Source organism: Streptomyces sp. JK94 (genome assembly GCF_053613315.1).
The window spans coordinates 28,700-53,610 of the sequence record NZ_JBSICH010000022.1; the positions used below are offsets into that span (position 1 = coordinate 28,700).

At 72.2% G+C, this 24,911-nt stretch carries 23 protein-coding genes; 14 read left to right on the forward strand and 9 right to left on the reverse strand.

What is annotated here, in order from left to right:
• Positions 1-2: 2 nt before the first annotated feature.
• The gene (locus ACVV2G_RS20665; protein WP_453844219.1) at positions 3-1,049 is read right to left on the reverse strand and encodes an HNH endonuclease; all 1,047 of its coding nucleotides are present in this window, start codon (positions 1,047-1,049) and stop codon (positions 3-5) included.
• Between the two features lie 271 nt (positions 1,050-1,320).
• On the opposite strand from ACVV2G_RS20665, the gene ACVV2G_RS20670 reads away from it, so the two are divergent.
• Both ACVV2G_RS20670 and ACVV2G_RS20675 read left to right on the forward strand, forming a co-directional pair.
• Entirely contained in the window at positions 1,321-1,848 is a 528-nt protein-coding gene (locus tag ACVV2G_RS20670; protein ID WP_453844220.1) for a YwqJ-related putative deaminase, read from the forward strand.
• A gap of 71 nt (positions 1,849-1,919) precedes the next feature.
• A complete protein-coding gene (locus ACVV2G_RS20675; protein WP_453844221.1) occupies positions 1,920-2,414 on the forward strand; it encodes an SUKH-3 domain-containing protein in 495 nt (164 codons plus the stop codon).
• Positions 2,415-2,422: 8 nt separating this feature from the next.
• Here the strand turns inward: ACVV2G_RS20675 and ACVV2G_RS20680 are convergent, their stop codons facing one another.
• Positions 2,423-3,745: a sensor histidine kinase gene (locus ACVV2G_RS20680; RefSeq protein ID WP_453844222.1), complete on the reverse strand. Its 1,323-nt coding sequence runs from the start codon at positions 3,743-3,745 to the stop codon at positions 2,423-2,425.
• A 663-nt stretch (positions 3,746-4,408) separates the two neighbouring features.
• Between ACVV2G_RS20680 and glmU the strand changes: the two genes are divergently transcribed.
• The 5 genes from glmU to ACVV2G_RS20705 all read left to right on the forward strand — a co-directional run bounded on the left by glmU (position 4,409) and on the right by ACVV2G_RS20705 (position 9,052).
• A complete protein-coding gene (glmU, locus tag ACVV2G_RS20685) occupies positions 4,409-5,857 on the forward strand; it encodes a bifunctional UDP-N-acetylglucosamine diphosphorylase/glucosamine-1-phosphate N-acetyltransferase GlmU (RefSeq protein ID WP_453844223.1) in 1,449 nt (482 codons plus the stop codon).
• A 132-nt stretch (positions 5,858-5,989) separates the two neighbouring features.
• Complete coding sequence (locus ACVV2G_RS20690) at positions 5,990-6,964, forward strand: ribose-phosphate diphosphokinase (RefSeq protein ID WP_453844224.1); 975 nt, start codon at positions 5,990-5,992, stop codon at positions 6,962-6,964.
• Between the two features lie 205 nt (positions 6,965-7,169).
• Positions 7,170-7,760 carry a 50S ribosomal protein L25/general stress protein Ctc gene (locus ACVV2G_RS20695; RefSeq protein WP_453844225.1) on the forward strand — a complete coding sequence of 197 codons (591 nt, stop codon included), beginning with the start codon at positions 7,170-7,172 and terminating at the stop codon, positions 7,758-7,760.
• A gap of 72 nt (positions 7,761-7,832) precedes the next feature.
• Complete coding sequence (pth, locus tag ACVV2G_RS20700) at positions 7,833-8,468, forward strand: aminoacyl-tRNA hydrolase (RefSeq protein WP_453844226.1); 636 nt, start codon at positions 7,833-7,835, stop codon at positions 8,466-8,468.
• A gap of 74 nt (positions 8,469-8,542) precedes the next feature.
• On the forward strand, positions 8,543-9,052 hold the full coding sequence (locus ACVV2G_RS20705) for a hypothetical protein (RefSeq protein ID WP_453844227.1): 510 nt from the start codon (positions 8,543-8,545) through the stop codon (positions 9,050-9,052).
• A 78-nt stretch (positions 9,053-9,130) separates the two neighbouring features.
• Here ACVV2G_RS20705 and ppc read toward each other — a convergent pair whose 3' ends face one another.
• Positions 9,131-11,866, reverse strand: a complete 2,736-nt coding sequence (ppc, locus tag ACVV2G_RS20710) for a phosphoenolpyruvate carboxylase (RefSeq protein WP_453844228.1) — start codon at positions 11,864-11,866, stop codon at positions 9,131-9,133.
• A gap of 290 nt (positions 11,867-12,156) precedes the next feature.
• Here ppc and ACVV2G_RS20715 point away from each other — a divergent pair, with 290 nt between their 5' ends.
• The 3 genes from ACVV2G_RS20715 to ACVV2G_RS20725 are packed head-to-tail and all read left to right on the forward strand — an operon-like array spanning position 12,157 to position 15,038.
• Complete coding sequence (locus ACVV2G_RS20715; protein WP_453844229.1) at positions 12,157-13,167, forward strand: acyl-CoA desaturase; 1,011 nt, start codon at positions 12,157-12,159, stop codon at positions 13,165-13,167.
• Positions 13,164-13,838: a TetR family transcriptional regulator gene (locus tag ACVV2G_RS20720; RefSeq protein WP_453844230.1), complete on the forward strand. Its 675-nt coding sequence runs from the start codon at positions 13,164-13,166 to the stop codon at positions 13,836-13,838. The genes ACVV2G_RS20715 and ACVV2G_RS20720 overlap by 4 nt, the downstream gene beginning before the upstream one ends.
• Positions 13,839-13,862: 24 nt before the next feature.
• Entirely contained in the window at positions 13,863-15,038 is a 1,176-nt protein-coding gene (locus tag ACVV2G_RS20725) for a CaiB/BaiF CoA transferase family protein (RefSeq protein ID WP_453844231.1), read from the forward strand.
• A gap of 327 nt (positions 15,039-15,365) precedes the next feature.
• On the opposite strand, the gene ACVV2G_RS20730 is transcribed toward ACVV2G_RS20725, so the two are convergent.
• Entirely contained in the window at positions 15,366-16,205 is an 840-nt protein-coding gene (locus tag ACVV2G_RS20730; protein WP_453844232.1) for a trans-aconitate 2-methyltransferase, read from the reverse strand.
• Between the two features lie 119 nt (positions 16,206-16,324).
• On the opposite strand from ACVV2G_RS20730, the gene tamR reads away from it, so the two are divergent.
• Entirely contained in the window at positions 16,325-16,822 is a 498-nt protein-coding gene (tamR, locus tag ACVV2G_RS20735; protein WP_453844233.1) for a MarR family transcriptional regulator TamR, read from the forward strand.
• A 108-nt stretch (positions 16,823-16,930) separates the two neighbouring features.
• Here the strand turns inward: tamR and ACVV2G_RS20740 are convergent, their stop codons facing one another.
• The gene (locus ACVV2G_RS20740) at positions 16,931-17,704 is read right to left on the reverse strand and encodes a LuxR C-terminal-related transcriptional regulator (RefSeq protein ID WP_453844234.1); all 774 of its coding nucleotides are present in this window, start codon (positions 17,702-17,704) and stop codon (positions 16,931-16,933) included.
• 297 nt (positions 17,705-18,001) lie between these two features.
• Between ACVV2G_RS20740 and ACVV2G_RS20745 the strand changes: the two genes are divergently transcribed.
• The gene (locus ACVV2G_RS20745) at positions 18,002-18,457 is read left to right on the forward strand and encodes a GNAT family N-acetyltransferase (RefSeq protein WP_453844235.1); all 456 of its coding nucleotides are present in this window, start codon (positions 18,002-18,004) and stop codon (positions 18,455-18,457) included.
• A 5-nt stretch (positions 18,458-18,462) separates the two neighbouring features.
• Here the strand turns inward: ACVV2G_RS20745 and galK are convergent, their stop codons facing one another.
• The 3 genes from galK to galT are packed head-to-tail and all read right to left on the reverse strand — an operon-like array spanning position 18,463 to position 21,675.
• A complete protein-coding gene (gene galK, locus ACVV2G_RS20750; protein ID WP_453844236.1) occupies positions 18,463-19,626 on the reverse strand; it encodes a galactokinase in 1,164 nt (387 codons plus the stop codon).
• A 28-nt stretch (positions 19,627-19,654) separates the two neighbouring features.
• Complete coding sequence (galE, locus tag ACVV2G_RS20755) at positions 19,655-20,617, reverse strand: UDP-glucose 4-epimerase GalE (RefSeq protein ID WP_453844237.1); 963 nt, start codon at positions 20,615-20,617, stop codon at positions 19,655-19,657.
• On the reverse strand, positions 20,614-21,675 hold the full coding sequence (gene galT / locus ACVV2G_RS20760; protein WP_453844238.1) for a galactose-1-phosphate uridylyltransferase: 1,062 nt from the start codon (positions 21,673-21,675) through the stop codon (positions 20,614-20,616). The genes galE and galT overlap by 4 nt, the downstream gene beginning before the upstream one ends.
• A gap of 180 nt (positions 21,676-21,855) precedes the next feature.
• On the opposite strand from galT, the gene ACVV2G_RS20765 reads away from it, so the two are divergent.
• Together ACVV2G_RS20765 and ACVV2G_RS20770 are read left to right on the forward strand one after the other, a co-directional pair.
• Positions 21,856-23,535, forward strand: coding sequence for a sodium:solute symporter family protein (locus ACVV2G_RS20765; RefSeq protein ID WP_453844239.1), 1,680 nt, complete (start codon positions 21,856-21,858; stop codon positions 23,533-23,535).
• A gap of 21 nt (positions 23,536-23,556) precedes the next feature.
• A complete protein-coding gene (locus tag ACVV2G_RS20770; protein ID WP_453844240.1) occupies positions 23,557-23,868 on the forward strand; it encodes a hypothetical protein in 312 nt (103 codons plus the stop codon).
• Positions 23,869-24,150: 282 nt separating this feature from the next.
• Here the strand turns inward: ACVV2G_RS20770 and ACVV2G_RS20775 are convergent, their stop codons facing one another.
• The gene (locus ACVV2G_RS20775; RefSeq protein WP_453844241.1) at positions 24,151-24,825 is read right to left on the reverse strand and encodes a helix-turn-helix transcriptional regulator; all 675 of its coding nucleotides are present in this window, start codon (positions 24,823-24,825) and stop codon (positions 24,151-24,153) included.
• Positions 24,826-24,911 lie beyond the last annotated feature (86 nt).

The window sequence follows — 24,911 nt, forward strand, 5'->3', positions numbered from 1 at the left end:
GCTCACTCCCCTACCGAAGACGCCGTGGGCGCCGAAGCCGCCGACGCGACGGGCACCGCACGCGCGAACCCGCCGTCCACCATCAGGTTCGCCACCGTCTCCAGCTCCGGCGGAGATCCCGCCAGCCGCGCCAGGAAGGCGTCGAAGTCCTCACCGCAGGGCAGCAGCAGCCGCTCCACCCGCTCGGCGGGCGGCGTCGAGGGGTCCACGTCCCGCACGTCGTCGTACGCGCAGAACCAGACCGAACCGATCCGCTCGCCCTTCACCTTCACCGCGAGCAGGCCGCCCTGGACGAACGCGACGCCCAGGTAGTCCTTCGTCAGGTGGTCGCGCAGGCACTTGTTGACGTAGACCAGGTCGTTGACCGCCGCCTCCTCACGCACCGTGAAGAACGGCTGGTCCACCAGCAGTCCCAGCTCCGCGTCCAGCGCCGTGCCCACTGGCGCGCAGCCACCCGCCGCCTTCAGGAACGACCGGTACGCGCCCGGCAGCCGGTACCCGAGGTCCTCCTCGACCTCCTGCACCTGCTCCTCCGAGACGGCGACACCCGACTTCGGCAGACCGAAGTGCGCCGGACGCGTCTCCTGCAGCGGGCGCGTGCCCCGCTTGCCCTGGTCCACCGCCGCCGTCGCGAGCCCGCCGTGGTGCCGCAGCAACGCCTTCACCTCGACCGGGACCAGTTCCATGCGCCGCGTCCCGGCCACGTGGTGCCACGTCCAGCCGTGCGGTGTCGCCACCGCCGGCACCGTGTCCCACAGCTCGTGCCCCGACGCCGACAGCGCCGCGTTCGCCGACACGTAGTCCGTCAGCCGCAACTCGTCGACGCCGAACCCCTCCGGCGGGTCCGCGATCTCCGCGACCGCGCGGGCGTACGGGGAGAAAACGGGGTAACCGTCCTCGTCCACCCGTACTCCTCTCGGGTGACGGGCCGCCCGCACCGGATCCGGGAAGTGCACGACCTGCCCGGCATAGGCCGCGTTCGGCGGCGCGGCGTGTCCCCCGGCCTGGCGGCCGGGAGGTGCCCCCAGCCCGAGCCGACCTGTCGTCATGGCGGTTGCCCCCTGCGGCGTCTGTCTGATCTGTCTGCTGTGTCCGGTCACCGCACGCGATCGCGGTGCCGACAGCCTATGCGGTACGGCGAGAGGGGTCACCGGCCCCGGACCCCCACGCGACACGCCCACCTCCGGTTCCGTGACCAGCCGTCACCCTCCCGTGACACACCGCCCATAAGCGGGCGTGTCGCCACGCCCCAGCTATCGCAGCAGTCACGGGATTTGGCACTCTGTGACCTTCGGGGGAGCTCAGGAGGGGAAGACGATCATGAGTGCGACACAGACGGGACCCGACACCGGGCGGTCCGGCGACCCCCGCGGCGGCGACCCCCGCATCGGCTGGAGCAGCACCGCGGCCCACCACGCCCCCGTCCTCCTGCACCGCCGCGACGGCATCCTCCCCACCGTCGCCGCCGCCCTGTCCGTGCGCGGCACCACCCTCACCGGCACCGCCACCCGCGCCGACACGCCGCCCGCCCTGCACCACCTCGTGCAGGACTTCCTCGACACCCTCACCAGCGGCCAACGCGACCGCTACACCGGCCGCTGCGCCGAGACCATCCTCATCTCACGGCACCTGGCCACCGCCGACGCCGCCCGCAGCAAGCGCGCCGCCCGCAAGCCCATGACCAACGGCGAAGCCCGCAAGGCGCTCAAGCACGCCAAACTCACCACCCGCCGCATCCGCGAGGACGGCGACCCCCTGCACGGCAGCTTCGCCGCACCGTGCCGCGCCTGCACCGCCCTCAGCGCCCACTTCGGCGTCCGCGTCGTCGAGCCCGCGGCGAACGACTGACCCGCCGGCCACCGACACCGAAGACCGAGCCGCCAGAGCCGCCAGAGCCGACCGAAACGAACCAAGGGCAGATGCAAGCCGACCGCACCTCCACCACCCGCTTCCCCGTCCCCGTCGACGCCGCACTGCGCGACGCCGGCTGGCAGCCCGGACGCTGGGACATCAAGCAGGCCGAGATCTGGGCCGACACGCTGCGCGAACACACCTCACCCGCAGGACACCGCCACGCCGTCTTCCCCGCCGCCGTCGAGGCCTGGGCCGAATTCGGCGGCCTCCACATCACCCCCGCCGGACCCGGCCGCCAGATCGCCCCCGCCGTCCTCCACCTGGACCCCCTGCACGGCCTCCACATGGCCCGCACCCTCGGCGACCTCGGCCGCGCCCTCGGCACCCGCGCCTGCCCCCTCGGCATCGAGACCGACAGCCGGGCCCTCGTCGCCATCGACACCGCGGGCCGGGTCTACGTCCTCGACCACACCGGCGACTGGTACCTCGGGCCCGACATCGACCAGGCCCTCGCCACCCTCGTCGCCGGCACCCAGCCGATCCGCCTCACCACCGGCTGACCCGGGCGCTACGACGACGCCGGGATCACCGCCGACACCCGGAAACCCCCCGCGTCCGTCGGGCCCGACACGAACACCCCGCCGAGAGCGGCCACCCGCTCCTTCATCCCCACCAGCCCGTTGCCGCCCGACGGCAACCGCGCCGACGACGCGGACGAGGGCTCCGGCGGCGGCTCGTTCTCCACCTGCATCGCGATCTCCGACACCCGGTGGGCCAGCCGCACATGCGTCTTGGCGCCCGCCGCGTGCTTGTGCACGTTCGTCAACGCCTCCTGCACCACCCGGAACGCCGTCGACTCCACCTCCGCCGGATACGGCCGCTCCTTCCCCTCGACCGACAGGTTCACGACCATCCCGGTCGCCTCCGACTGCCCGATCAACTCGTCCAGCTCGGACAGGCACGGCCCCTCGGCGAGCCCGTCGCCGTCCCCCGCCGCCCGCGACGCGGCGGCGGCAGCGGCCACTCCCACGGCCGCCAACGGCACCGACGCCCGCTCGGCGCGCCCGCCGTCCGCACCGCTGCGCAGCACGCCGAGCATCTCCCGCAGCTCCGTCAGCGCCTGCCGCCCCATGTCCCCCACGAGTGCGGCGTTCTTGACCGCCTTCTCCGGGTCCTTGCGCGCCACCGCCTGCAGCGCGGCGGCGTGCACCACCATGAGACTCACCCGGTGCGCGACCACGTCGTGCATCTCCCGCGCGATCCGCGTGCGCTCCTCGTTGCGTGCCCACTGGGCGCGCTCCTCCGCCCGCTCCGCGAGCAGCTGCAGCTCCCGCTCCAGGCTGTCCGCCCGCTCCCGCAGGCTCTCCATCAACCGCCGCCGCTGCCCCACGTACAGACCCAGCAGCAGCGGGGGCGCGGTCGCCCCCAGCGACATCGTGATCGACGCGAACGGCAGGAACCAGTCCCCGAGCTGCAACTCGTCCTGCGAGGTGTCCTGCCCCAGCCGGACGAACGTCACGATCAGCGTCCCCAGCAACGACATCCCGGCCAGCGCACCGATGATCCGCCGCGGCAGCTCCGACGCCGCCAGCGTGTACAGACCGACGATGCCCATCAGCATCCCCATCTGCGCCGGCGTGATGGCGATCGCCACCAGCACCACCGCGATCGGATACCTGCGCCGCACCACCAGCACCGAGCCGGCCAGCGCCCCGAAGACGACCCCCGCCGCCAACGGGATCCCCGCGTCCCGCGCGAAGGGAATCCCCTCCGCCGTGCACTCCGCCGCGGACACGACACCGAGGCTCACGTCGAGCACCGCACCGCGCCGCCTGTCCCACCACCAAGGCCCACCCCGGGCCGGTACGTGGTCTTCCCCCGTCGTGGTCATGCCTCCCAGCCTACGGGCGGCGGGCGCCCCGTTTCCGGTGACTTTCGGCAAACGATAGGACGCGATACCCCTCGATCCGCCGGGCCGTCCGGCCGCCGGCCGACGGGCGCCGGGCCCCGCGGAAGCGGGGAGCCGGCGCGGCGTCGTACCGTCGCACGGAAGGCACCTGGTACGGCATAGTGTTGGGTGCCGGCTCGGCGAGCTGACGCGACGTCCGCTTCGGTCGAGTTCCATCCCCCATGGTGTAATCAGGCAGCACTGAGGGTTTTGGTCCCTTAAGTTCAGGTTCAAATCCTGATGGGGGAGCTGCTGCTTCCGGGCCCCGGCATCCGCGCCGGGGCCCGCAGCCATGTCCGCCGGGACCCGCACCCAAGCCCATGCCGGGACCCGCACCCAAGCCGGTGCCGGAGCCCGCACCCAAACCCGCCGGGACCCGCACCCATGCCCGTGCCGGGACCCGCACCCAAACCCGCCGGGGCCCGCATCCACCCCTGCCCGGGCCCGCATCCACCCCTGCCCGGGCCCGCATCCACCCCTGCCCGGGCCCGCATCCACCCCTGCCCGGGCCCGCATCCACCCCTGCCGGGGCCCGCACCCACCCCCCTCACAAACCACCCCGGTATCCTGCGGACGTCCACCCCACCCAAAGCCGAAGGGCATCCCGTGAGCGCCATTCGCCCGGCAGCCGTCGTCGTTCTCGCAGCGGGTGAGGGCACCCGTATGAAGTCGGCCACACCCAAGGTCCTGCACGAGCTGTGCGGCCGGTCCCTCGTCGGTCACGTACTCGCCGCCGCCGGCGAGCTGGACCCCGAGCACCTGGTCGTCGTCGTCGGCCACGCCCGCGAGAAGGTCACCGCGCACCTCGCCGAGGTCTCCCCCGACGTCCGCACCGCCGTCCAGGAGCAGCAGAACGGCACCGGGCACGCGGTGCGGACGGGGCTGGAGGCGCTGGGCGGCGCCGTGGACGGCACGGTCGTCGTCGTCTGCGGTGACACCCCCCTCCTCACCGGCGAGACGCTCCGGGCCCTGGCCGCCACCCACTCCGCCGACGGCAACGCCGTCACCGTGCTGACCGCCGAGGTGCCGGACGCGACGGGGTACGGCCGGATCGTGCGGGACGGGGCCTCCGGCGCCGTCACCGCGATCGTCGAGCACAAGGACGCCTCCGAGTCGCAGCGGGCCATCCGCGAGATCAACTCCGGAGTGTTCGCGTTCGACGGGCAGTTGCTCGCGGACGCGCTCGGCAAGGTGCGGACGGACAACAGCCAGGGCGAGGAGTACCTCACGGACGTCCTCGGGATCCTGCGCGAGGCCGGGCACCGCGTCGGCGCCTCGGTGGCCGGCGACCACCGGGAGATCGCGGGGATCAACAACCGCGTACAGCTCGCCGAGGCCCGCCGGACCCTCAACGACCGGCTGCTGACGCACGCGATGCTGGCCGGCGTGACGGTCGTGGACCCCGCGACGACGTGGGTGGACGTGACGGTGACCTTCGAGCAGGACGCGATCGTCCACCCGGGGACGCAGCTGCACGGCTCCACGCATCTCGCCGAGGGCTCGGAGGTCGGCCCGAACTCCCGGCTCACCGACACGCGGGTCGGCGCCGGTGCCCGCGTGGACAACACCGTCTCCCTCGACGCCGTGGTCGGTCCCGGGGCGACGGTGGGCCCGTACGCGTACCTGCGTCCCGGTACCCGGCTCGGGCCGAAGGCGAAGATCGGCACGTACGTCGAGACGAAGAACGCCTCGATCGGCGAGGGCACGAAGGTCCCCCACCTCTCCTACGTGGGTGACGCGACGATCGGCGACTACTCGAACATCGGTGCCGCGAGCGTGTTCGTGAACTACGACGGGGAGAACAAGCACCACACGACCGTCGGGTCGCACTGCAAGACGGGCTCGGACAACATGTTTGTGGCTCCCGTCACGGTCGGGGACGGCGCCTACACCGCCGCCGGCTCGGTGATCACGAAGGATGTGCCGCCCGGTTCGCTGGCCGTGGCCCGCGGCCAGCAACGGAACATCGAGGGTTGGGTGGCCCGCAAGCGACCGGGGAGCGCGGCGGCGAAGGCGGCCGAGGCGGTGTCCCGGGAGGCCGGCGGCGAGAGCTGACCGGAAACCGGTGCGTCGAACACGGCGTACCGTGATAAGTGCACATCCGCACCCCACCAGCTGAGACGCCCCCGCAGCCAGCCGGGAGAGCGCCGTGACGCTCAGCTGCGAAACCTCTGAGGAGAAAGTGCTGTGACCGGGATCAAGACGACCGGCGAGAAGAAGATGATGTTCTTCTCCGGCCGCGCCCACCCCGAGCTTGCCGAGGAGGTCGCCCAGCAGCTGGGTGTCGGGGTCGTCCCGACGAAGGCCTTCGACTTCGCCAACGGCGAGATCTACGTGCGTTACCAGGAGTCGGCGCGAGGTGCGGACTGCTTCTTGATCCAGAGCCACACGGCTCCGATCAACAAGTGGGTCATGGAGCAGTTGATCATGATCGACGCGCTGAAGCGCGCGTCGGCCCGCTCCATCACGGTCATCGTGCCGTTCTACGGTTACGCGCGGCAGGACAAGAAGCACCGGGGACGTGAACCGATCTCGGCGCGTCTGATCGCGGACCTGATGAAGACCGCGGGTGCGGACCGGATCCTCGCGGTGGACCTGCACACGGACCAGATCCAGGGCTTCTTCGACGGCCCGGTGGACCACCTGTTCGCGCTGCCGCTCCTCGCGGACTACGTGGGCGCGAAGGTGGACCGGTCGAAGCTGACGGTGGTGTCTCCGGACGCGGGCCGGGTGCGGGTGGCGGACCGCTGGTGCGACCGTCTGGGCGCGCCGCTGGCGATCGTGCACAAGCGGCGCGACAAGGACGTGGCGAACCAGGTGACCGTCCACGAGGTCGTGGGTGAGGTCGAGGGCCGGGTGTGCGTCCTGGTCGACGACATGATCGACACCGGTGGCACGATCTGCGCCGCGGCGGACGCGCTCTTCGCGCACGGTGCGGAGGACGTCATCGTGACCGCGACGCACGGTGTGCTGTCGGGCCCGGCGGCGGACCGGCTGAAGAACTCGAAGGTGAGCGAGTTCGTGTTCACGAACACGCTGCCGACGCCGAACGAGCTGGAACTGGACAAGATCACGGTGCTGTCGATCGCGCCGACGATCGCGCGTGCGGTGCGTGAGGTGTTCGAGGACGGTTCGGTGACGAGCCTGTTCGACGAGCAGTGAGCGTCCCGCGCTGACCGCCGCGGGGGACGTGGCTCCTGATCGTTTTGGGTACGGCCTCCCCGTCCGAGTAGACTGCCCGAGTTGCTCGGCGAGGGAGGCCGTACCCGTTTTCGCGGATGCGGCGGTCCGTTATCGACGCGCTCTTCGTAGCAGGCCGTTCGTGGCCGGGTGACCACGTCCGTTTCTACCTCTACGAGGAGTGACCATGTCCGAGGTGAAGATCTCCGCCGCGACGCGCACCGAGTTCGGCAAGGGTGCCGCGCGCCGTATCCGTCGTGACGACAACGTTCCCGGTGTTCTGTACGGTCACGGTTCCGACCCGCTGCACCTGACGCTGCCGGGCCACGCCCTGCTGCTGGCGCTGCGTACGCCGAACGTGCTGATCGCGCTGGACATCGACGGCAAGACGAACGAGCTGGCGATCCCGAAGTCCGTGCAGCGCGACCCGATCAAGGGCTTCCTGGAGCACGTCGACCTGCAGCTCGTGCAGCGCGGCGAGACGGTCGGCGTCGAGATCTACGTGCAGACCGAGGGTGAGCTGGCGCCGGGCGGCAACCTGCTGGAGCACGTGCTGAACGCGCTGCCGGTCGAGGCCGAGGCCACGCACATCCCCGAGTCGGTCACCGTCTCCGTCGAGGGCCTGGAGGCCGGTGCCTCCATCCTGGCCAAGGACGTCCCGCTCCCGGCCGGCACCAAGCTGGCCGTCGACGGGGACACGGTCGTCCTGCAGGTCCTGTCCGCGCAGGCCGAGGAGGCCCCGGCCGAGGGCGAGGGCGCCGAGGCCACCGAGGCCTGATCCTCCCCCGAAGTCGACGCTCGGCCGCTGTTCCCGTGCGGGGCAGCGGCCGACGCGTATGCGCGCACGGTCATGGCGGACGGTCATGAAGGACACGAAGGAGACAGGGACGTGACGACGGACGCGGGTGCGCCCTGGCTGGTGGCCGGTCTCGGCAATCCGGGCCCCGAGTACGCCTCGAACCGGCACAACGTCGGTTTCATGGTGGCGGATCTGCTGGCGGAGCGGATCGGGGCGCGGTTCAAGCGGCACGGCAAGACGCAGGCACAGGTGGTCGAGGGGCGGATCGGGCCGCCGGGGCCGGCGAACCGCCGGGTGATCCTGGCGAAGCCGATGTCGTTCATGAACGTGTCGGGCGGGCCGGTGACGGCGCTGCGCGACTTCTACAAGGTCCCGGTCGGCAACGTCGTGGCGGTGCACGACGAGCTGGACATCGACTACGGCGCGCTGCGGCTGAAGCTGGGCGGCGGGGACAACGGGCACAACGGACTGAAGTCGATCACGAAGGCGCTGGGACCGGACTACCACCGGGTGCGCTTCGGGATCGGACGCCCGCCGGGACGGATGCCGGTGGCGGACTTCGTGCTGCGCGACTTCTCGTCGGCGGAACGCAAGGAGCTGGACTACTTCGTGGACCGGGCGGCGGACGCGGTGGAGGCCCTGGTCATCGAGGGGCTGGAGCGGACGCAGAGCACGTACAACTCCTGAGCCGGGCGGGCACACCTCCCGGCTTGTCCGCCGATGGGCCACGGGCGAGTTGACCCAGCGTGCAGGTATGGCCAATGATCCCGGCCATGCCTGCCTCCTCCGCCGCCGCATGTCCCCGCCGGGCCTCGTACGCCGTGCTGCGGTTCGGCCGGATCGCGGTGATGGGCACGGTGGCGGCGCTGATCCTGATCGCGGGGGTGTGGGCGTCCTGGGGCACGGCGCAGCACGTGCTGCTGACCAAGGGGCGGGAACAGGGCACGGTCGAGGTGACGCGGTGCGGCGGGGGCGTGTGCAGTGGGCCGTACGCGCCGGTGACGGCGGGGTCGCAGCCGCGGGAGCGGGTGGTCCTGGAGGACTCGGTCGCCGTGGCGCAGGGGCGGACGTACGCCGTGGTGGTCAAGCCCGGTGGTGACGGCGCGGTGCGGTCGGGTCCGGCCGGGGTGCTGTACGCCTGGGTGCCGCTCGGCGGGGCACTGCTGCTGGCGTCGGTGGTCGTGGCGGGCGGTCTGCGGCGGACGCGGGCGGCGTGGGTGCTGGGCGGGGCGGGATTCGCCCTGCTGACGGCGGCGTTCCTCGCGGTGTGACCGCCGGGCGTACGACGTGACGGTGCCCCCGTGCTCTCGGTGGGCGCGGGGGCACCGTGGTGTGTGCGGGGGCGCGGGTCAGCCGGTGTTGCGCAGGCCCGCGGCGACGCCGTTGACCGTCAGGAGCAGGGCCCGGGCGAGCAGCGGGTCGGCTTCCTCGCCCGCGGCGGCGGCCTCGCGCTGGCGGCCGAGGAGGGCGACCTGGAGGTAGGAGATGGGGTCGAGGTAGGCGTCGCGGATGGCGAACGTCTGCTTGAGGACGGGGTCGGCGTCCAGCAGTTCACTCTCGCCGGTGACGCGCAGGACCTCGTCGACGGTCAGCTCGTGCTCGGTCTTGATGGCGTCGAAGACGTGCTTCAGCTCGTCCGGCACGAGGGTGTCGACGTAGTGCTGGGCGATGCGCAGGTCGGTCTTGGCGAGGGTCATCTCGACGTTGGAGATGAAGTTGCGGAAGAAGTGCCACTGCTGGTGCATCTCGTCGAGGACGGTGTCCAGGCCGGCCTCGCGCAGTGCCTTCAGACCGGAGCCGACGCCGTACCAGCCGGGGACGATCTGCCGGGACTGGGTCCAGCCGAACACCCACGGGATGGCGCGCAGCCCGTCGAGCGAGACGCCCGAGCCGGGTCGGCGGGAGGGCCGCGAGCCCAGGTGCAGGTCGGCCAGCTGGTCGACCGGCGTGGAGGCCAGGAAGTACGTCGGCAGGTCGGGGTCCTCGACCAGCTTGCGGTAGGCCGTGTGGGCCGCGTCGGAGACGACGTCCATGGCGGCGTCCCAGCGGGCGAGGGCCTCGTCCGACTGGCGGGGCGCGGTGTGCAGGGCGGAGGCCTGGAGGGTGGCCGCGACCGTCAGCTCCAGGTTCTCCCGGGCCAGGGACGGGATGAGGTACTTGTCGGAGATGACCTCGCCCTGCTCGGTGACCTTGATCTCGCCCTCCAGGGTGCCCCAGGGCTGGGCGAGAATGGCGTCGTGGGTGGGGCCGCCGCCGCGGCCGACGGTGCCGCCGCGGCCGTGGAAGAGGCGCAGCCGCACCCCGTAGCGGTGGGCGACGTCGCGCAGGCGGCGCTGGGCGCGGTGGATCTCCCACTGCGAGGTGGTGATGCCGCCGAACTTGGAGGAGTCGGAGTAGCCGAGCATGACCTCCTGGACGTCGCCGCGCAGGGCGACCAGGCGCCGGTAGGAGGGGTCGGCGAGCAGGTCCTCCAGGATGGTGTCGGCGGCCTTGAGCTCGTCCGTGGTCTCCAGGAGGGGCACGATGCCGATCTTCGCCCAGCCGGCGTGCAGGTCGATCAGCCCGGCCTCGCGGGCGAGGACCGCCGCGGCGAAGACGTCGTCGGCGCCCTGGCACATGGAGATGATGTAGGACTCGACGACCTCGGGGCCGAACACCTCCAGCGCGCGCCTGACGGTCTGGAAGACGCCGAGGGTCTTCTCGCCGGCCGCGTCCACGGGGGCGGGGCTGGGGGCGAGCGGACGCCGGGACCGCAGCTCCTTGGCGAGGAGCTTGGCGCGGTACTCGCGGGGCATGTCGGCGTAGCGCCAGGACTCCTCGCCGAGCCGGTCGAAGAGCTGGCCGAGGGCGTGGTGGTGGGCGTCGGCGTGCTCGCGGACGTCCATGGTGGCGAGCTGGAGGCCGAAGGCGGCCAGGGTGCGGATGGTGCGGGCGAGGCGTCCGTCGGCGAAGAGGCCGCCGCGGTGCTCGCGCAGGGAGACCTGGACGATGCGCAGGTCGGCGATGAGTTCGGCGGTGCCGAGGTAGTCGCGGCCGTCCTCGTGCGGGGTGCCCTTGGCGAGGCGCTCCTTGGTGTTCTCCAGCTTCTGCCGGATGCAGGTGGCCTTCAGCCGGTAGGGCTCCTCGGCGTTGAGGCGCTTGTAGCGGGGGCTGATCTCCGGGAGCCGGTCCAGGTCGGCCCGCAGGGAGGTGAGGAGTTCCTCGGTGGCTCCGGCGTAGCGGATGGAGTTGGAGAGGAAGCCGCGCAGCTCGTCGATCATCTCCAGGGCGTCGTTGATGCCGTGCTCGTGCTGGAGGATCAGGACGTCCCAGGTGACCTGGGGGGTGACGTTGGGGTTGCCGTCGCGGTCGCCGCCGATCCAGGTGCCGAAGGTGAGCGGGCGGGTGTCGTCGGGGAGCGTGACGCCGGCGCGCTCCAGCTCCGCCGTCAGGTCCTCCAGGACGTCGCCGACGGCGCCGGCGTGCAGCTCGTCCAGGTAGTAGATGGCGTTGCGGGCCTCGTCGGCCGGCTCGGGGCGCACGACGCGCAGCTCGTCGGTCTGCCAGACGAGGTCGATGTTCTCGGCGAGGCGGACGTCGAGGCGGCGCCGGTCGGACTCGATGACCGGGGTGTCCAGCAGTGCGGCGATGCGCCGCAGCTTGTTGAGGACGGAGCGGCGGGCGGCCTCGGTGGGGTGCGCGGTGAAGACCGGGCGGACGTTGAGGTTGCGGACGGTGTCGCGCAGGTGCTCGGGGTCGGCGTCCTTGAGGCGGTCGGCGGTACGGGCCAGCAGCCCGCCCTCGGCGGCGCGCTTGGCGCCCAGCTCCCGGCCACGGTGCACCTGCTCGGTGACGTTGGCCAGGTGGAAGTAGATGGAGAAGGCACGGACCAGCTTGGCCGCGGTCTCCAGTTCGGTGCCGCGCAGCAGCTCGGCGGCGGCCTCGCCGTCCTCTCGGGTGAGGCGGCGCACCTTCTCGACGAGTTCCAGCAGCTCGGGGCCCTCCTGCCGGACGAGGGTCTCTCCGAGGAGATCACCCAGCCGGCGGATGTCGGCGCGCAGCTCGCTGCTGGTCGTCATGGTGGTCTGGTCGTCGGCACTGCTCACAGGTGCGGCTCCTTGCAGTGTTGAAGCTCGTCTGGGAGGGGACCCGGACGGCGTCTCGCGCGGCGGCGCCGCTCACGAGGCCGGGCGTCCGGGAAGTATTCCGAGCGGACCGCGCTGTCCGACCGACTCCCAGGATAGGTGTCGGCCAGGACGCGCAGGCTGTCGGGCTCTTGCCGGAGGTCGACGCGCTGCCATACTTACGTCGCCGTAGGTTACGAAACCGTAGGAATGAGCACACGGTCACCGAGGCACGGCACCGGACACCACCCTCGACCCCCCAGGGGACGCGCATGACCACACCTTCCGATGTGATCCCGAACGCTTCGCAGAATCCCGACGGCACCTCCGCACCGTCCGCCACGCTGGGCGGTGAGCAGAAGCGGTCCCTCGAACAGATCACGCTCCTGCTGTTCATCACCGTCCCGTTCCTCGCACTGGTGGCGGCGGTGCCGCTGGCGTGGGGATGGGGCGTGAGCTGGCTGGACCTGGGCCTGCTGGTCTTCTTCTACTTCCTGGGCTGCCACGGCATCACCATCGGCTTCCACCGTCACTTCACCCACGGTTCCTTCAAGGCGAAACGGCCACTGAAGATCGCGCTCGCGATCGCGGGCTCGATGGCCGTCGAGGGCCCGCTGGTCCGCTGGGTGGCCGACCACCGCAAGCACCACAAGTTCTCCGACGACGAGGGCGACCCGCATTCGCCGTGGCGGTACGGCGAGACGGTGCCGGCCCTGATCAAGGGCCTGTGGTGGGCGCACATCGCCTGGATGTTCGACGAGGAGCAGACCCCGCAGGACAAGTACGCCCCGGACCTGATCAAGGACCCGGCGCTGCGCGCGATCTCCCGCCAGTTCATCCTGTGGACGATGGTCTCGCTGGCCCTTCCGGCGCTGATCGGCGGGCTGGTCACGATGTCGTGGTGGGGAGCGTTCACCGGGTTCTTCTGGGGTTCGCTCGTCCGGGTGGCGCTGTTGCACCACGTGACGTGGTCGATCAACTCGATCTGCCACGCGGTCGGCAAGCGCCCGTTCAAGTCGCGGGACCGCTCGGGCAACGTGTGGTGGCTGGCGATCCTGTCCTGCGGCGAGTCCTGGCACAACCTGCACCACGCCGACCCGACCTCCGCGCGGCACGGGGTGATGCGCGGCCAGCTCGACTCGTCCGCGCGCCTGATCCGCTGGTTCGAGCAGCTCGGCTGGGCCTACGACGTGCGGTGGCCGTCACGCTCGCGTATCGATTCCCGCCGCAACCCGGACCAAGGCGGCTCCCGCCGCCGGAAGGAGACCTCCGAGGCGGCATGATGGTCGCTGTGGCGACCGACTCCAGCACCCCCAGCGATGACAAGCCGCGCCGTGTGCGCCGCACCCGGATGACCGGTGCCGAGCGCCGCGAGCAGCTGCTGGAGATCGGTCGCACCCTCTTCGCCGCGAAGGGCTTCGAGGGCACCTCGGTGGAGGAGATCGCGGCGAAGGCCGGGGTCTCCAAACCGGTGGTGTACGAGCACTTCGGCGGAAAGGAGGGGCTGTACGCCGTGGTGGTGGACCGGGAGATGCGGCGGCTGCTGGACATGGTGACCAGCTCCCTGACCGCCGGCCATCCGCGGGAACTGTGCGAGCAGGCCGCCTTCGCGCTCCTCGACTACATCGAGGAGTACACGGACGGGTTCCGCATCCTGGTCCGCGACTCCCCCATCCCGCAGTCGACGGGTTCCTTCGCGTCGCTGATCTCCGACATCGCCACCCAGGTGGAGGACATCCTGGGCCGCGAGTTCAAGAACCGGGGCTTCGACGCCAAGCTGGCCCCGCTGTACGCGCAGGCACTGGTCGGCATGGTGGCGCTGACCGGGCAGTGGTGGCTGGACGTGCGCCGCCCCAGGAAGGCGGAGGTGGCGGCGCACCTGGTGAACCTGGCGTGGCACGGGCTGGACGGCCTCGAACCCAGGCCGCGGTTGATCGGGCACCGCAAGAGCTAGCGCCGCACCGGGGGAGGGAAACGCATGCAGCCGCTCCGCGGGGTCACCGTCGTCGCGCTCGAACAGGCGGTCGCCGCGCCCTACGCCAGCCGCCAGCTCGCCGACCTCGGCGCGCGGGTGATCAAGGTGGAGCGCCCCGGCACGGGCGACTTCGCCCGCTCCTACGACACCCGGGCACGGGGTCTCAGCTCGCACTTCGTCTGGGTGAACCGCAACAAGGAGTCCCTCACCCTGGACATCAAGGACCCGCGCGGCATGGACGTGCTGCGTCGCCTGATCGCGGACGCCGACGTCTTCCTGCAGAACCTGGCACCGGGAGCGGCGGCCCGGGCCGGCCTCGGCGCGGAGGAACTGCGGGCCCGCCACCCGCGGCTGATCGTGTGCGACATCTCCGGGTACGGCGCCCCCGGCCCCTACGAGGGCCGCAAGGCCTACGACCTGATGGTGCAGTCCGAGTCGGGACTGCTGTCCGTCACCGGCACGCCGGACGAGATGGCCAAGGTGGGCATCTCGGTGTCGGACATCGCCGCCGGGATGTACGCGTACAGCTCGATCCTCGCGGCCCTGCTGGAGCGCGGGCGGACGGGGCGGGGCACGCACCTGGACGTGTCGATGCTGGAGGCCACCGTGGAGTGGATGGGCTTCCCGCTCTACTACGCCCTCGACGGCGCCGAGCCGCCGCCCCGGGCGGGCGCCGCGCACGCGACGATCCACCCCTACGGCCCGTTCACGGCGGGCGACGGCAAGGTCGTCATGATGGCGATCCAGAACGAGCGCGAGTGGCGCGGCTTCTGCGCGGGTTTCCTGGGCCGGCCGGAGCTGGCCGACCACCCCGACTACGCCACCAACGCCGACCGCAACGCGCGGCGCGGGGCGCTGGGCGCGATCATCGCCGCCCGCTTCGCGGAGCTGACCAGCACGGCGGCGATCGAGCTGCTCGGCGCGGTGCCCGTGGCGAACGCCCGGGTGAACACGCTCGCCGAGGTGTGGGCCCACCCGCAGCTGGCCGCGCGCGGGCGCCTGCACGAAGTACCGACCCCGGCCGGTCCCGTACCGGCCCTGGCTCCGCCCGGCCCGACGGGGGACGCTCCGCGCATGGACCCCGTGCCCGCGCCGGGCGAGCACACGCGGGCCGTCCTCGGCGAGCTGGGACTGTCCGCCGACGCCGTCGACGCGCTGCTGGCGGACGGGGTGGCCTGACCGGTCCGGCCTGCGGGACGGACGCCCGGCGGGACGCGAGGCGCGTCTCGGGACTCAGGGATCTCCGGGGCGCCGGCCGGGGACCTCCGCCCCATCCGGGTGACAACCGGCCGGGGGACTTCCGCGTCACCCGGGTGACCACCGGCCGGGCGGCGCCCGCACCGGCCCCTCACGCCCGACCCCTCTCCGGACGGGCGGCCTCCGTACCGCCCCGTCACGCCGGGACGCTCGACAAGCGGCGGCGCCTCCGGAACCCCCTCCCCCGGCCCCTCACCGAGCGGGCGGCCTCCGTGCCGCCCCGTCACGCCGGGGACGTGACCGCGGTGGTCACCGGCCTCCCTCCTTGCGGGCGACGGCGAAGATCCGGCGGAACGGGAAGGGGGTGCCGTGGGGTCCGGCCGGATAGGCGGCGCGCAGGACGGTCCGGTACTCCTCCACGAAGGCGTCGCGGGCCTCCGGATCGTCGTCGAGCGCGGTGAGCACGGGCCGCAGCCCCGTCCCCCTCACCCAGTCCAGGACCGCGTCCTCGCCGGTCAGGAGGTGGACGTACGTCGTCTCCCACACGTCGGCGGTGCAGCCGGCCGAGGCCAGGCGGTCGAGGTAGGCGCCGGGCGTGAGGACGGCGCCGTCGTGGCGCAGGGTGCCGGCGAGGCGGTCCCGCCAGCGCCGGGAGTGGGCGAGTTCGCGCATCAGGCGGTGGCTGGGGGCGTCGAAGTTGCCGGGCACCTGGAAGGCGAGGACGCCGCCGGGGGCGAGGCCGGCGATCCAGTCGGGGAAGCGGTCGGCGTGACCGGGGACCCACTGGAGGGCGGCGTTGCTGACGACGAGGTCGAACGGCTCGGCGGGGGTCCAGGTGCGGACGTCGGCGGCGGCGAAGTCGAGGCGGCCGCCCCGGGGCGTGGGCCCGGCGTACTCCTGCGCCCGTTCGAGCATCCGGGCCGAGTTGTCGTAGCCGGTGACGTGGGCGGTGGGCCAGCGCTCGGCGAGCAGGACGGTGACGTTGCCGGGGCCGCAGCCGAGGTCGGCGATGCGGGGCGGCCCGGCGGACGGCCCCGCGGTGAGGCCGGGTACGCGGGCGAGGAGGTCGGTGAAGGGACGGGCGCGGTGTCCGGCGTGGCGCAGGTACTGGGCGGGGTCCCAGGCGGGGGCGGTGGCGGTGGCGGACATGGAAACCTCCGGGGGACGCGGTCCGGGACGGGTACCCGGCGACGGACGCCAACTACCTCGATGTCAAGAAAATGGATGTCAAGAGACTTCACGTCGACACAACCATTACACTGATCGTCATGGAGGACGAGGTCGATCGGCTGGTCGCTGCGTGGCGCCGGGAGCGCCCTGACCTCGACGTGGAACCGCTCGAGGTGCTGAGCCGGGTCAGCAGGCTCGCCCGTCACCTGGACCGCGCACGTCGGCTGGCCTTCTCCGAACACGCACTCGAGCCCTGGGAGTTCGACGTCCTGACGGCGCTGCGCCGCGCGGGCACCCCGTACCAGCTCTCGCCGGGCCAGCTCCTCACCCAGACCCTGGTCACCTCGGGCACGATGACCAACCGCATCGACCGCCTGGCCAAGAAGGGCCTGGTGGAGCGCCTGCCCGATCCCAGCGACCGGCGCGGCGTGCTGGTCCGGCTCACGGACGAGGGCCGGGACCGCGCCGACCGGTCACTGGCGGGCCTGCTGGACCAGGAGCGCGCGATCCTGGCCGAGCTGTCCCGGGCCCAGCGCGGCGAACTGGCGGCACTGCTGCGCGGGCTGACCGCCCCGTTCGACAACATCCCCGGCTGACCGCCCCGGTCGACGGCATCCCCGGCTGACCGCCCCGTTCGACAACATCCCCGGCTGAGGGCCCCGGTCGGGCCACGCCGCGGGCGCCGGTCCGCTCACCCGTACCGGTCAGGCGCTGGTGCTCTCCCGCGCCCCGATCCGCCCGGCGGGCCCCAGGTCCGCCGGCCCGACCCCGGCGCGGCGGGCCAGGGCCACGGCCGCGAGGGTGGAGTGGACGCCCAGCTTGCCCAGGACGTTCTGCATGTGGGTCCGCACGGTGTGGGGGGACAGGTACAGCCGTTCGGCGACGGCCTTGCGGCCGAGCCCGGCGACCATGCAGCGCAGCACCTCCCGCTCCCTCGGGGTCAGCGACTCCACCAGCCGCTCGCTCTCGGTACGGTGCCTGCGGGCGGCGGTCAGTTCGCGCAGCACGCCGGTGAGCAGGGCGGGCGGCAGATGCGTCTCGTCCCGCAGGACCCCCCGGATGACGCTGAGCAGCCGCGACAGGGAGCAGTCCTTGGCCACCCACCCGCAGGCACCGGCCCCCAGCGCGAGGGCCGCCCGCCGGGGGTCGTCCTTCTCGGCGAGGACGACGATCCGCGCCCCGGGCTGCGCCGTGCGCACCCCGGCGACCAGCGAGATCCCGTCCACCAGCCCGTCCTCGTCGCCCTCCCGCACGGGCACGGCCGGCCGGGTGCCGGGCACGTGCCCGCCGAGGTCGGCGTCGACCAGCAGCACGTCGAAGGGCCGCCCCTCGGACGCGGCCCGCTCCAGGCAGCGCAGCGCGGCCGGGCCGCTGCCGGCCGCGGACACGTCGACGTCGGGCTCGGCGGCCAGGGCGGCGGCGAGCGACTCGGCGAAGATGCGGTGGTCGTCGACGACCAGGACTCGGATACGCACCACGAAACCCCCTCCCCCGAGCTCCTCCCGGAGCAGGGGATCCATCGTCTGCCCGTCGTCGAGGGACGACACCGGCACGGGTACGACGCCCGAAGCCCCGTGTCCACCTGCGCACTCGGTACTCCGGGACGGGCCGCCGCACGACCGCCGCCGTGCAGTAACCGCTACCCCCGCCCCGGGCGCCGTACCCGGCTGTCTCGCCCCCTGAGCGGCACCGGCCCCCACCGGTGCTGTCCATCAGAGTACGGGCGGGTGCCGTGAGCGGAAGGGTATGTGCAGAACTGACGGTCCGGCACGTTTATGGTGAGCCGCATGTTTCGTCTTGTGACAGAAGTGGACAAGGCACGGCGGGATCTGCTGCGCAGTCGCCTGCGGGAGACGAACACGGCGGCCTCCTCGGTCCTGCGCGCGTTGCGCGGAACCCCTCACGAACGCGAATGCCCGCTGCACGTCTGGGTCCTGGACGGGGCCGGCGCCCTCGCGGGTGGTCTGGTCGGCCACACCTGGGCGGCCTGGCTGCACGTGACCTACCTGTGGGTGGACGGCCGCCACCGCGGGGTGGGCCTCGGCTCCGCCCTGCTGGCGGAGGCGGAGCGCGGGGCCCGCGGGGAGCGGGGCTGTACGGCGTCCCGCGTGGAGACCTGGGACTTCCAGGCACCGGACTTCTACGTGAAGCAGGGGTACGAGGTGGTGGGCGTGATCCCCGACTACCCGCCGGGGATCACGGAGTACACGCTGGTGAAGCGGCTCGGGTGACGGGCTCAGACGAGACGCCGCGCCCCCGCCGACGGCACCGCCTCGAACACCCGCACGGCGGTGAGGCCCGCCGCCGCGAACGCCTCCTCGACCGCCCCGGTGACGGTGTCGACGTCGGCCGCCTCCACGAGGACGATGGCCGAGCCGCCGAAGCCGCCGCCGGTCATGCGGGCGCCGAGGGCGCCGGAGGCCAGGGCCGTGTCGACGACCAGGTCCAGTTCCCGGCAGGAGATGCGGAAGTCGTCGCGCAGGGAGGCGTGCCCCTCGGCCAGGACCGGGCCGATGGCGCGGGTGTCGCCGGACTCCAGCAGCGCCACCACCCGCTCGACCCGCTCGTCCTCGGTGACGACGTGGCGCACCAGGCGGCTCACCTCCTCGTCGTCGGCCAGCCGCTCCAGCGCCGCGTCCAGTTCCTCGGGGGCCACGTCGCGCAGCGCGTCCACGCCCAGCAGCGCGGCGCCCTTCTCGCAGCCGGCGCGGCGCTTGCCGTACTCGCCCTCGCTGTGGGAGTGCTTGACCTGCGTGTCCACGACGAGGAGGCGCAGGCCCTCGGCGGCGAGGTCGAAGGGGATCTGGCGCTGGGAGAGGTCGCGGGTGTCGAGGAAGAGGGCGTGCCCGGTCTCGCAGCAGGCCGACGCGGTCTGGTCCATGATGCCGACGGGGGCGCCGACGTAGACGTTCTCGGCGCGCTGGCACAGCCGGGCCAGCTGCCAGCCGCGCAGCCCCAGGGAGTACAGGTCGTTCAGCGCCAGTGCCACGACGACCTCCAGGGCCGCCGAGGACGAGAGCCCCGCGCCCGACGGGACCGTCGAGGCCAGGTGGATGTCGGCACCGGTCAGCTCGTGGCCGGCCTCGCGCAGCGCCCAGACGACGCCGGAGGGGTACGCGGTCCAGGACGTGTCCGGCCCGGGGGCCAGGTCCGCCACGCGCAGCTCGACGGGGTCGGCGCCGATGTCCGCCGAGTGCAGGCGCAGGACGCCGTCGTCGCGCCGGGAGACGGCGGCGACCGCGGTGTGCGGCAGCGCGAACGGCATGACGAAGCCGTCGTTGTAGTCGGTGTGTTCGCCGATGAGGTTCACCCGCCCCGGCGCCGCCCACACGCCGTGCGGCTCCGCCCCGTACAGCTCCCGGAACCGCTCGCCGACGGTCTCCGCGACAGCCTCGCCCATGCCCTGACCCCTCGCCCTTCCGTAAGTCCTAGTCCGCGCGCCGCTGCGCGAACTCCCACGCGTCCGCCACGATCCCCGCGAGGTCCGCGCGGGACGGGTTCCAGCCCAGTTTGCCGCGGGCGACGTCCGCCGACGCCACCAGGACCGCCGGGTCGCCGCCGCGGCGGGGCGCCACGGTCTCGGGGATCGGACGGCCCGTCACCCGGCGGACGGTCTCGACGACCTCGCGGACGGAGAAGCCGTTGCCGTTGCCCAGGTTGCAGATGAGGTGCTCGCCCGGGGTGGCCGCGTCCAGGGCCAGCAGGTGGGCCTCGGCCAGGTCGGCGACGTGGATGTAGTCGCGGACGCAGGTGCCGTCGGGCGTCGGGTAGTCGTCGCCGAAGACGGAGATGGCGTCGCGCCGGCCCTGCGCCACCTGGAGGACCAGCGGGATCAGGTGGGACTCGGGGTCGTGGCGCTCGCCGTACTCCCCGTACGCGCCCGCGACGTTGAAGTAGCGCAGCGAGACCGCGCCCAGCCCGTGGGCCTTCGCCTCACCGGTGATCATGTGGTCCACGGCGAGCTTGGAGGCGCCGTAGGGGCTGGTGGGCCTCGTCGGCGCGGACTCGACGATCGGCGACCGGTCCGGCTCGCCGTACGTCGCGGCCGTGGAGGAGAACACGAGCCGGCCCACGCCCGCCGCGCGCATCGCCGCCAGCAGGGCCATGGTGCCGCCGACGTTGTTGTCCCAGTACTTCTCGGGCTTCACGACCGACTCGCCGACCTGCGAGAAGGCGGCGAAGTGCAGCACCCCGTCGAAGGTGGCGTCCAGCCACTGGGCGGCGTCGCGGATGTCGCCCTCGACGAAGGCGGCGCCCGCCGGTACGCCCTCCCGGAAGCCCGTCGACAGGTTGTCGAGGACGACGACCTCGTGGCCGGCCTCCAGCAGATGCTGGGCGACCACGCTGCCGACGTAGCCGGCCCCGCCCGTCACCAGGTACTTCCCGCTCATGAACTCGCTACCTCTCGCAGTCGCTCGGCCGCGCGCTCCGGGGGCACGTCGTTGATGAACACGTCCATGCCGGACTCGGAGCCCGCGAGGAACTTCAGCTTGCCGGACGTACGGCGGATGGTGAAAAGCTCCAGGTGCAGCGCGAAGTCGTCCCGCGCCACGCCCTCGAAGTCCTCCAGCTGCCCGAACGGCGCCTGGTGCCAGGCGGCGATGTACGGCGTCGGAGGCTCACCCTCACCGAAGATCCGGTCGAAGCGCCTCAACAGTTCCAGATAGACCTGGGGGAACTCTGTGCGCGCCGCCTCGTCGAGGCCGAGCAGGTCGGGCACCCGCCGCCTGGGGTAGAGGTGCACCTCGTACGGCCAGTGCGCGGCGTACGGCACGAAGGCGACCCAGTGCTCGCCCGCCAGGACGACCCGCTCACCGGCCAGTTCCTCCTCCAGGACCGCGTCGAACAGGTTCCCCCCGCCCGTCGCGTCCTTGTGCGCGGCGAGCGAACGGAGCATCTGGGCGGTACGGGGGGTGGTGAAGGGGTAGGCGTAGATCTGCCCGTGCGGGTGACCCAGCGTCACACCGATCTCGGCGCCCCGGTTCTCGAAGCAGAACACCTGGTCGACGGAGGGCAGGTGCGACAGCTCCGACGTGCGGTCGGTCCAGGCGTCCAGCACGAGACGGGCCTGTTCCGCGGTCAGGTCGGCGAAGGAGGCGTCGTGGTCGGAGGTGAAGCAGACGACCTCGCAGCGGCCGGAGTCGCCGGCCAGCGAGGGAAAGCGGTTCTCGAAGACCACCACGTCGTACGACGAGTCCGGGATCTCGCTCAGCCGTTCCCCCTGCGAGGGGCACAGCGGGCACTGGTCGGCGGGCGGGTGGTAGGTGCGGCCCTGGCGGTGCGAGGCGATGGCGACGGAGTCGCCGAGCAGCGGGTCGCGGCGGACCTCGGAGGTGGTGACGGTCCGCTCCAGCGGGCGGCGGTCCACGGCCTCCCGCACGGTGTCGTCGCGCAGGTCGTAGTAGACGAGTTCACGCCCGTCGGCCAGCCGGGTCGAGGTCTTCTTCACTGCCGCACTCCTCCGCACCCGCACTTTCTTACTCAACACAATCAAACATAACACGCCACAACCGACCAGCACCCCCCGCTCATCACAATCAAACAAAGAACGCCATCAGAAGTGTTCAATAACTGAACGCGGAGGCGTAGGTTCCGCTCCGGACCAGTTCGCGCAACGAAGCGAGTTCGTATGCATACCCCCACATATCTAGCCGCGGAGCTTCGACTCCCCACCAACTGGCTCGACTACTCGATCCTCGGTATCTACTTCGTCGTCGTGCTCGGCATCGGCTTCGCCGCCCGCCGCTCCGTCAAGACCAGCCTCGACTTCTTCCTGTCCGGCCGCTCCCTGCCCGCCTGGGTCACCGGTCTCGCCTTCGTCGCGGCCAACCTGGGCGCCACCGAGATCCTCGGCATGGCCGCCAACAGCGCCCAGTACGGCGTCTACACGACCCACTGGTACTGGATCGGCGCCATCCCGGCGATGGTCTTCCTCGGCCTGGTGATGATGCCGTTCTACTACGGCTCGAAGGTCCGCTCGGTGCCGGAGTTCCTGCTCCTGCGCTTCGACCGGTCCTCGCACCTGCTGAGTTCGGTCCTGTTCGCCGTCGCCGCCATCCTGATCGCCGGGGTGAACCTCTACGCCCTCGCGATCGTCGTCGAGGCGCTGCTGGGCTGGCCCCAGTGGGTGGCCATCGTGGTCGCCGGCTTCTTCGTCCTCGCGTACATCACGCTCGGCGGCCTGTCCTCGGCGATCTACAACGAGGTCCTCCAGTTCTTCGTGATCCTGGCCGGCCTCATCCCGATCACCGTCCTCGGCCTGAAGAAGGTCGGCGGCTGGGACGGCCTGTCCGACTCCCTCACCGAGTCCCGCGGCGGCGACTTCATGACCGCCTGGGGCGGCACGGGCATCGGCAGCGACAACCCGCTGGGCGCCAACTGGCTGACCATCGTCCTGGGCCTGGGCTTCGTGCTGTCCTTCGGCTACTGGACGACGAACTTCGCCGAGGTGCAGCGCGCCCTGTCGGCGAAGAACCTCTCGGCGGCCCAGCGCACGCCGCTCATCGCCGCGTTCCCGAAGATCTTCATCGTCTTCGTGGTGATGATCCCCGGCCTGGTCGCCGCGGTCCTCGTCCCGCGGATCGGCACCCCCGGTTCGGACCTCCAGTACAACGACGCGATCCCGTACCTGATGCAGCAGCTGCTGCCCAACGGCGTCCTGGGCATCGCGGTGACCGGTCTGCTGGCCGCCTTCATGGCGGGCATGGCGGCGAACATCTCGTCCTTCAACACGGTCTTCACCAGCGACATCTGGGCGAAGTACGTCGTGAAGGGCCGCGAGGACGGCTACTACGTGCGCTTCGGCCGCCTGATCACCGTGATCGGCGTCCTGGCCTCGATCGGCACGGCGTTCCTGGCCTCGTCCTTCTCCAACATCATGAGCTACCTCCAGACGCTCTTCTCCTTCTTCAACGTGCCGATGTTCGTGGTCTTCATCATCGGCATGTTCTGGAAGCGGGCGTCCATGAAGTCCGGTTTCTGGGGCCTGCTCGCGGGCACCACCGCGGCGATGGTGAACTACTTCGTCGTCTACAAGCAGGGCATCGTCGACATCCCCACCGACCAGGGCGCCAACTTCGTCTCGGCGATCGCCGGCTTCGTGGCCGGCGCGGTCGTCATGGTCGCGGTGTCCCTGTTCACCGCCCCGAAGCCCGCCGCCGAGCTCCAGGGCCTGGTCTACGGCACCACGTCGCCCGGCATGACCGAGGCGCCCGCCCAGGGCGACGACGCGTGGTACCGCAAGCCGGCACTGCTGGGCTGGGGGGCGGTCGTCCTGGCCGCCGCCTGCTACATCCCGTTCTCGTTCTGATCGCGGGAGGATTGAGAGAGCATGTCCGATTCCTACTCCGACGAGAACGTCCGGTCCGAGGTCTCCGAGCTGGAGACCAAGTCCGTGACGGCCGCGCGGCTCTTCGACATCCGGCGGATCATCGGCGGGCTGTTCGTGGTCTACGGCGTCATCGTGACGATCGCGGGCTTCGTGGCGTCCGACGACGACATCGACAAGGCGCAGGGGGTGAACATCAACCTGTGGACCGGGCTGGGCATGCTGGCGCTGGGGCTGTTCTTCCTGGCCTGGCTGAAGCTGCGGCCGACGGCTCCTCCCCCGCCCCCCGCCGCGGAGGGGGCCCCGCGGGAGTGACGCCGGTGCCGTGACCGGGCCGGTCCGCCGCCGGGCGCCCAGGCGCCCGGCGGCGGGCGGCGGGGCGGAAGGACGCGGCCCGGCGCCGTGGGGCCACGGGCGGGGGCGTGGCCCGGCGCCGCAGGGCCGGGGCGCAGGGACGCGGTCGGGCGTCGTAGGACCCGCGGGAGCGGGACGCGGCCCGGCGCCGTACGGCCGACGCGGTCGGGCGCCGCAGGGCCGGGGCGCAGGGACGCGGTCGGGCGTCGTGGGACCCGCGGGAGCGGGACGCGGCCCGGTCCGTCAACCGCCGGAGGCTCCCGCCCGGTCCAGCAGTCCCGTGCGGGCCGCCAGCGCCGCCGCCTCCAGCCGCGAGCCCACGCCCAGCTTCATCAGCACCCGCTGGACGTGCGTGCGCGCCGTGGACGGCGCGATGCCCATGCCGGCCGCGATCAGCCGGGTGTCCTCACCGTCGGCGACCCGCACCAGCACCTCCACCTCCCGCGGCGTGAGCATCCGCAGCAGCCGCTGGCCCTCGTCGTCGGGCTGGGCCGCCGGGTTGAGCAGTTCCCCGAACGCCCCCTGCAGCAACGACGGCGCCACCGCCGCCTCCCCGGCCCGTGCCTTCACGATCGCCCGCTCGACGCCCTCTATCCGCTCGTCGTGCCGGACGTACCCCGAGGCCCCCGAGGCGAACGCCGCGGCGATCCCGCGGGGACTCGGGACCGGTCCCAGCACCAGCACCGCCACCTGCGGACGCTCCCGCTTGATCCGCACCACCGGATCGAAGATCCCCGGCTCGGCCGGTGCCGCCGTGCCCAGCAGGCACACCTCGGGCGCCCTGCTGATCACCAGCTCCGCCGCTCCGGCCGCCGGCGCCGCCGCGGCCAGCACCCGGTGCCCCCGCAGCTTCAGCGCCGAGGCCAGCGCCTCGGCGAGCAGTCGGTGGTCGTCGACCACCATGAGCCTCACTCCCATGGAGCAACCCCCCAGTCACCCGGCCTGCCCCGGAAGCTACACGCTGGCTCGACGTCGCGCTGCCCTACCGGTGATAACCGCCTCGG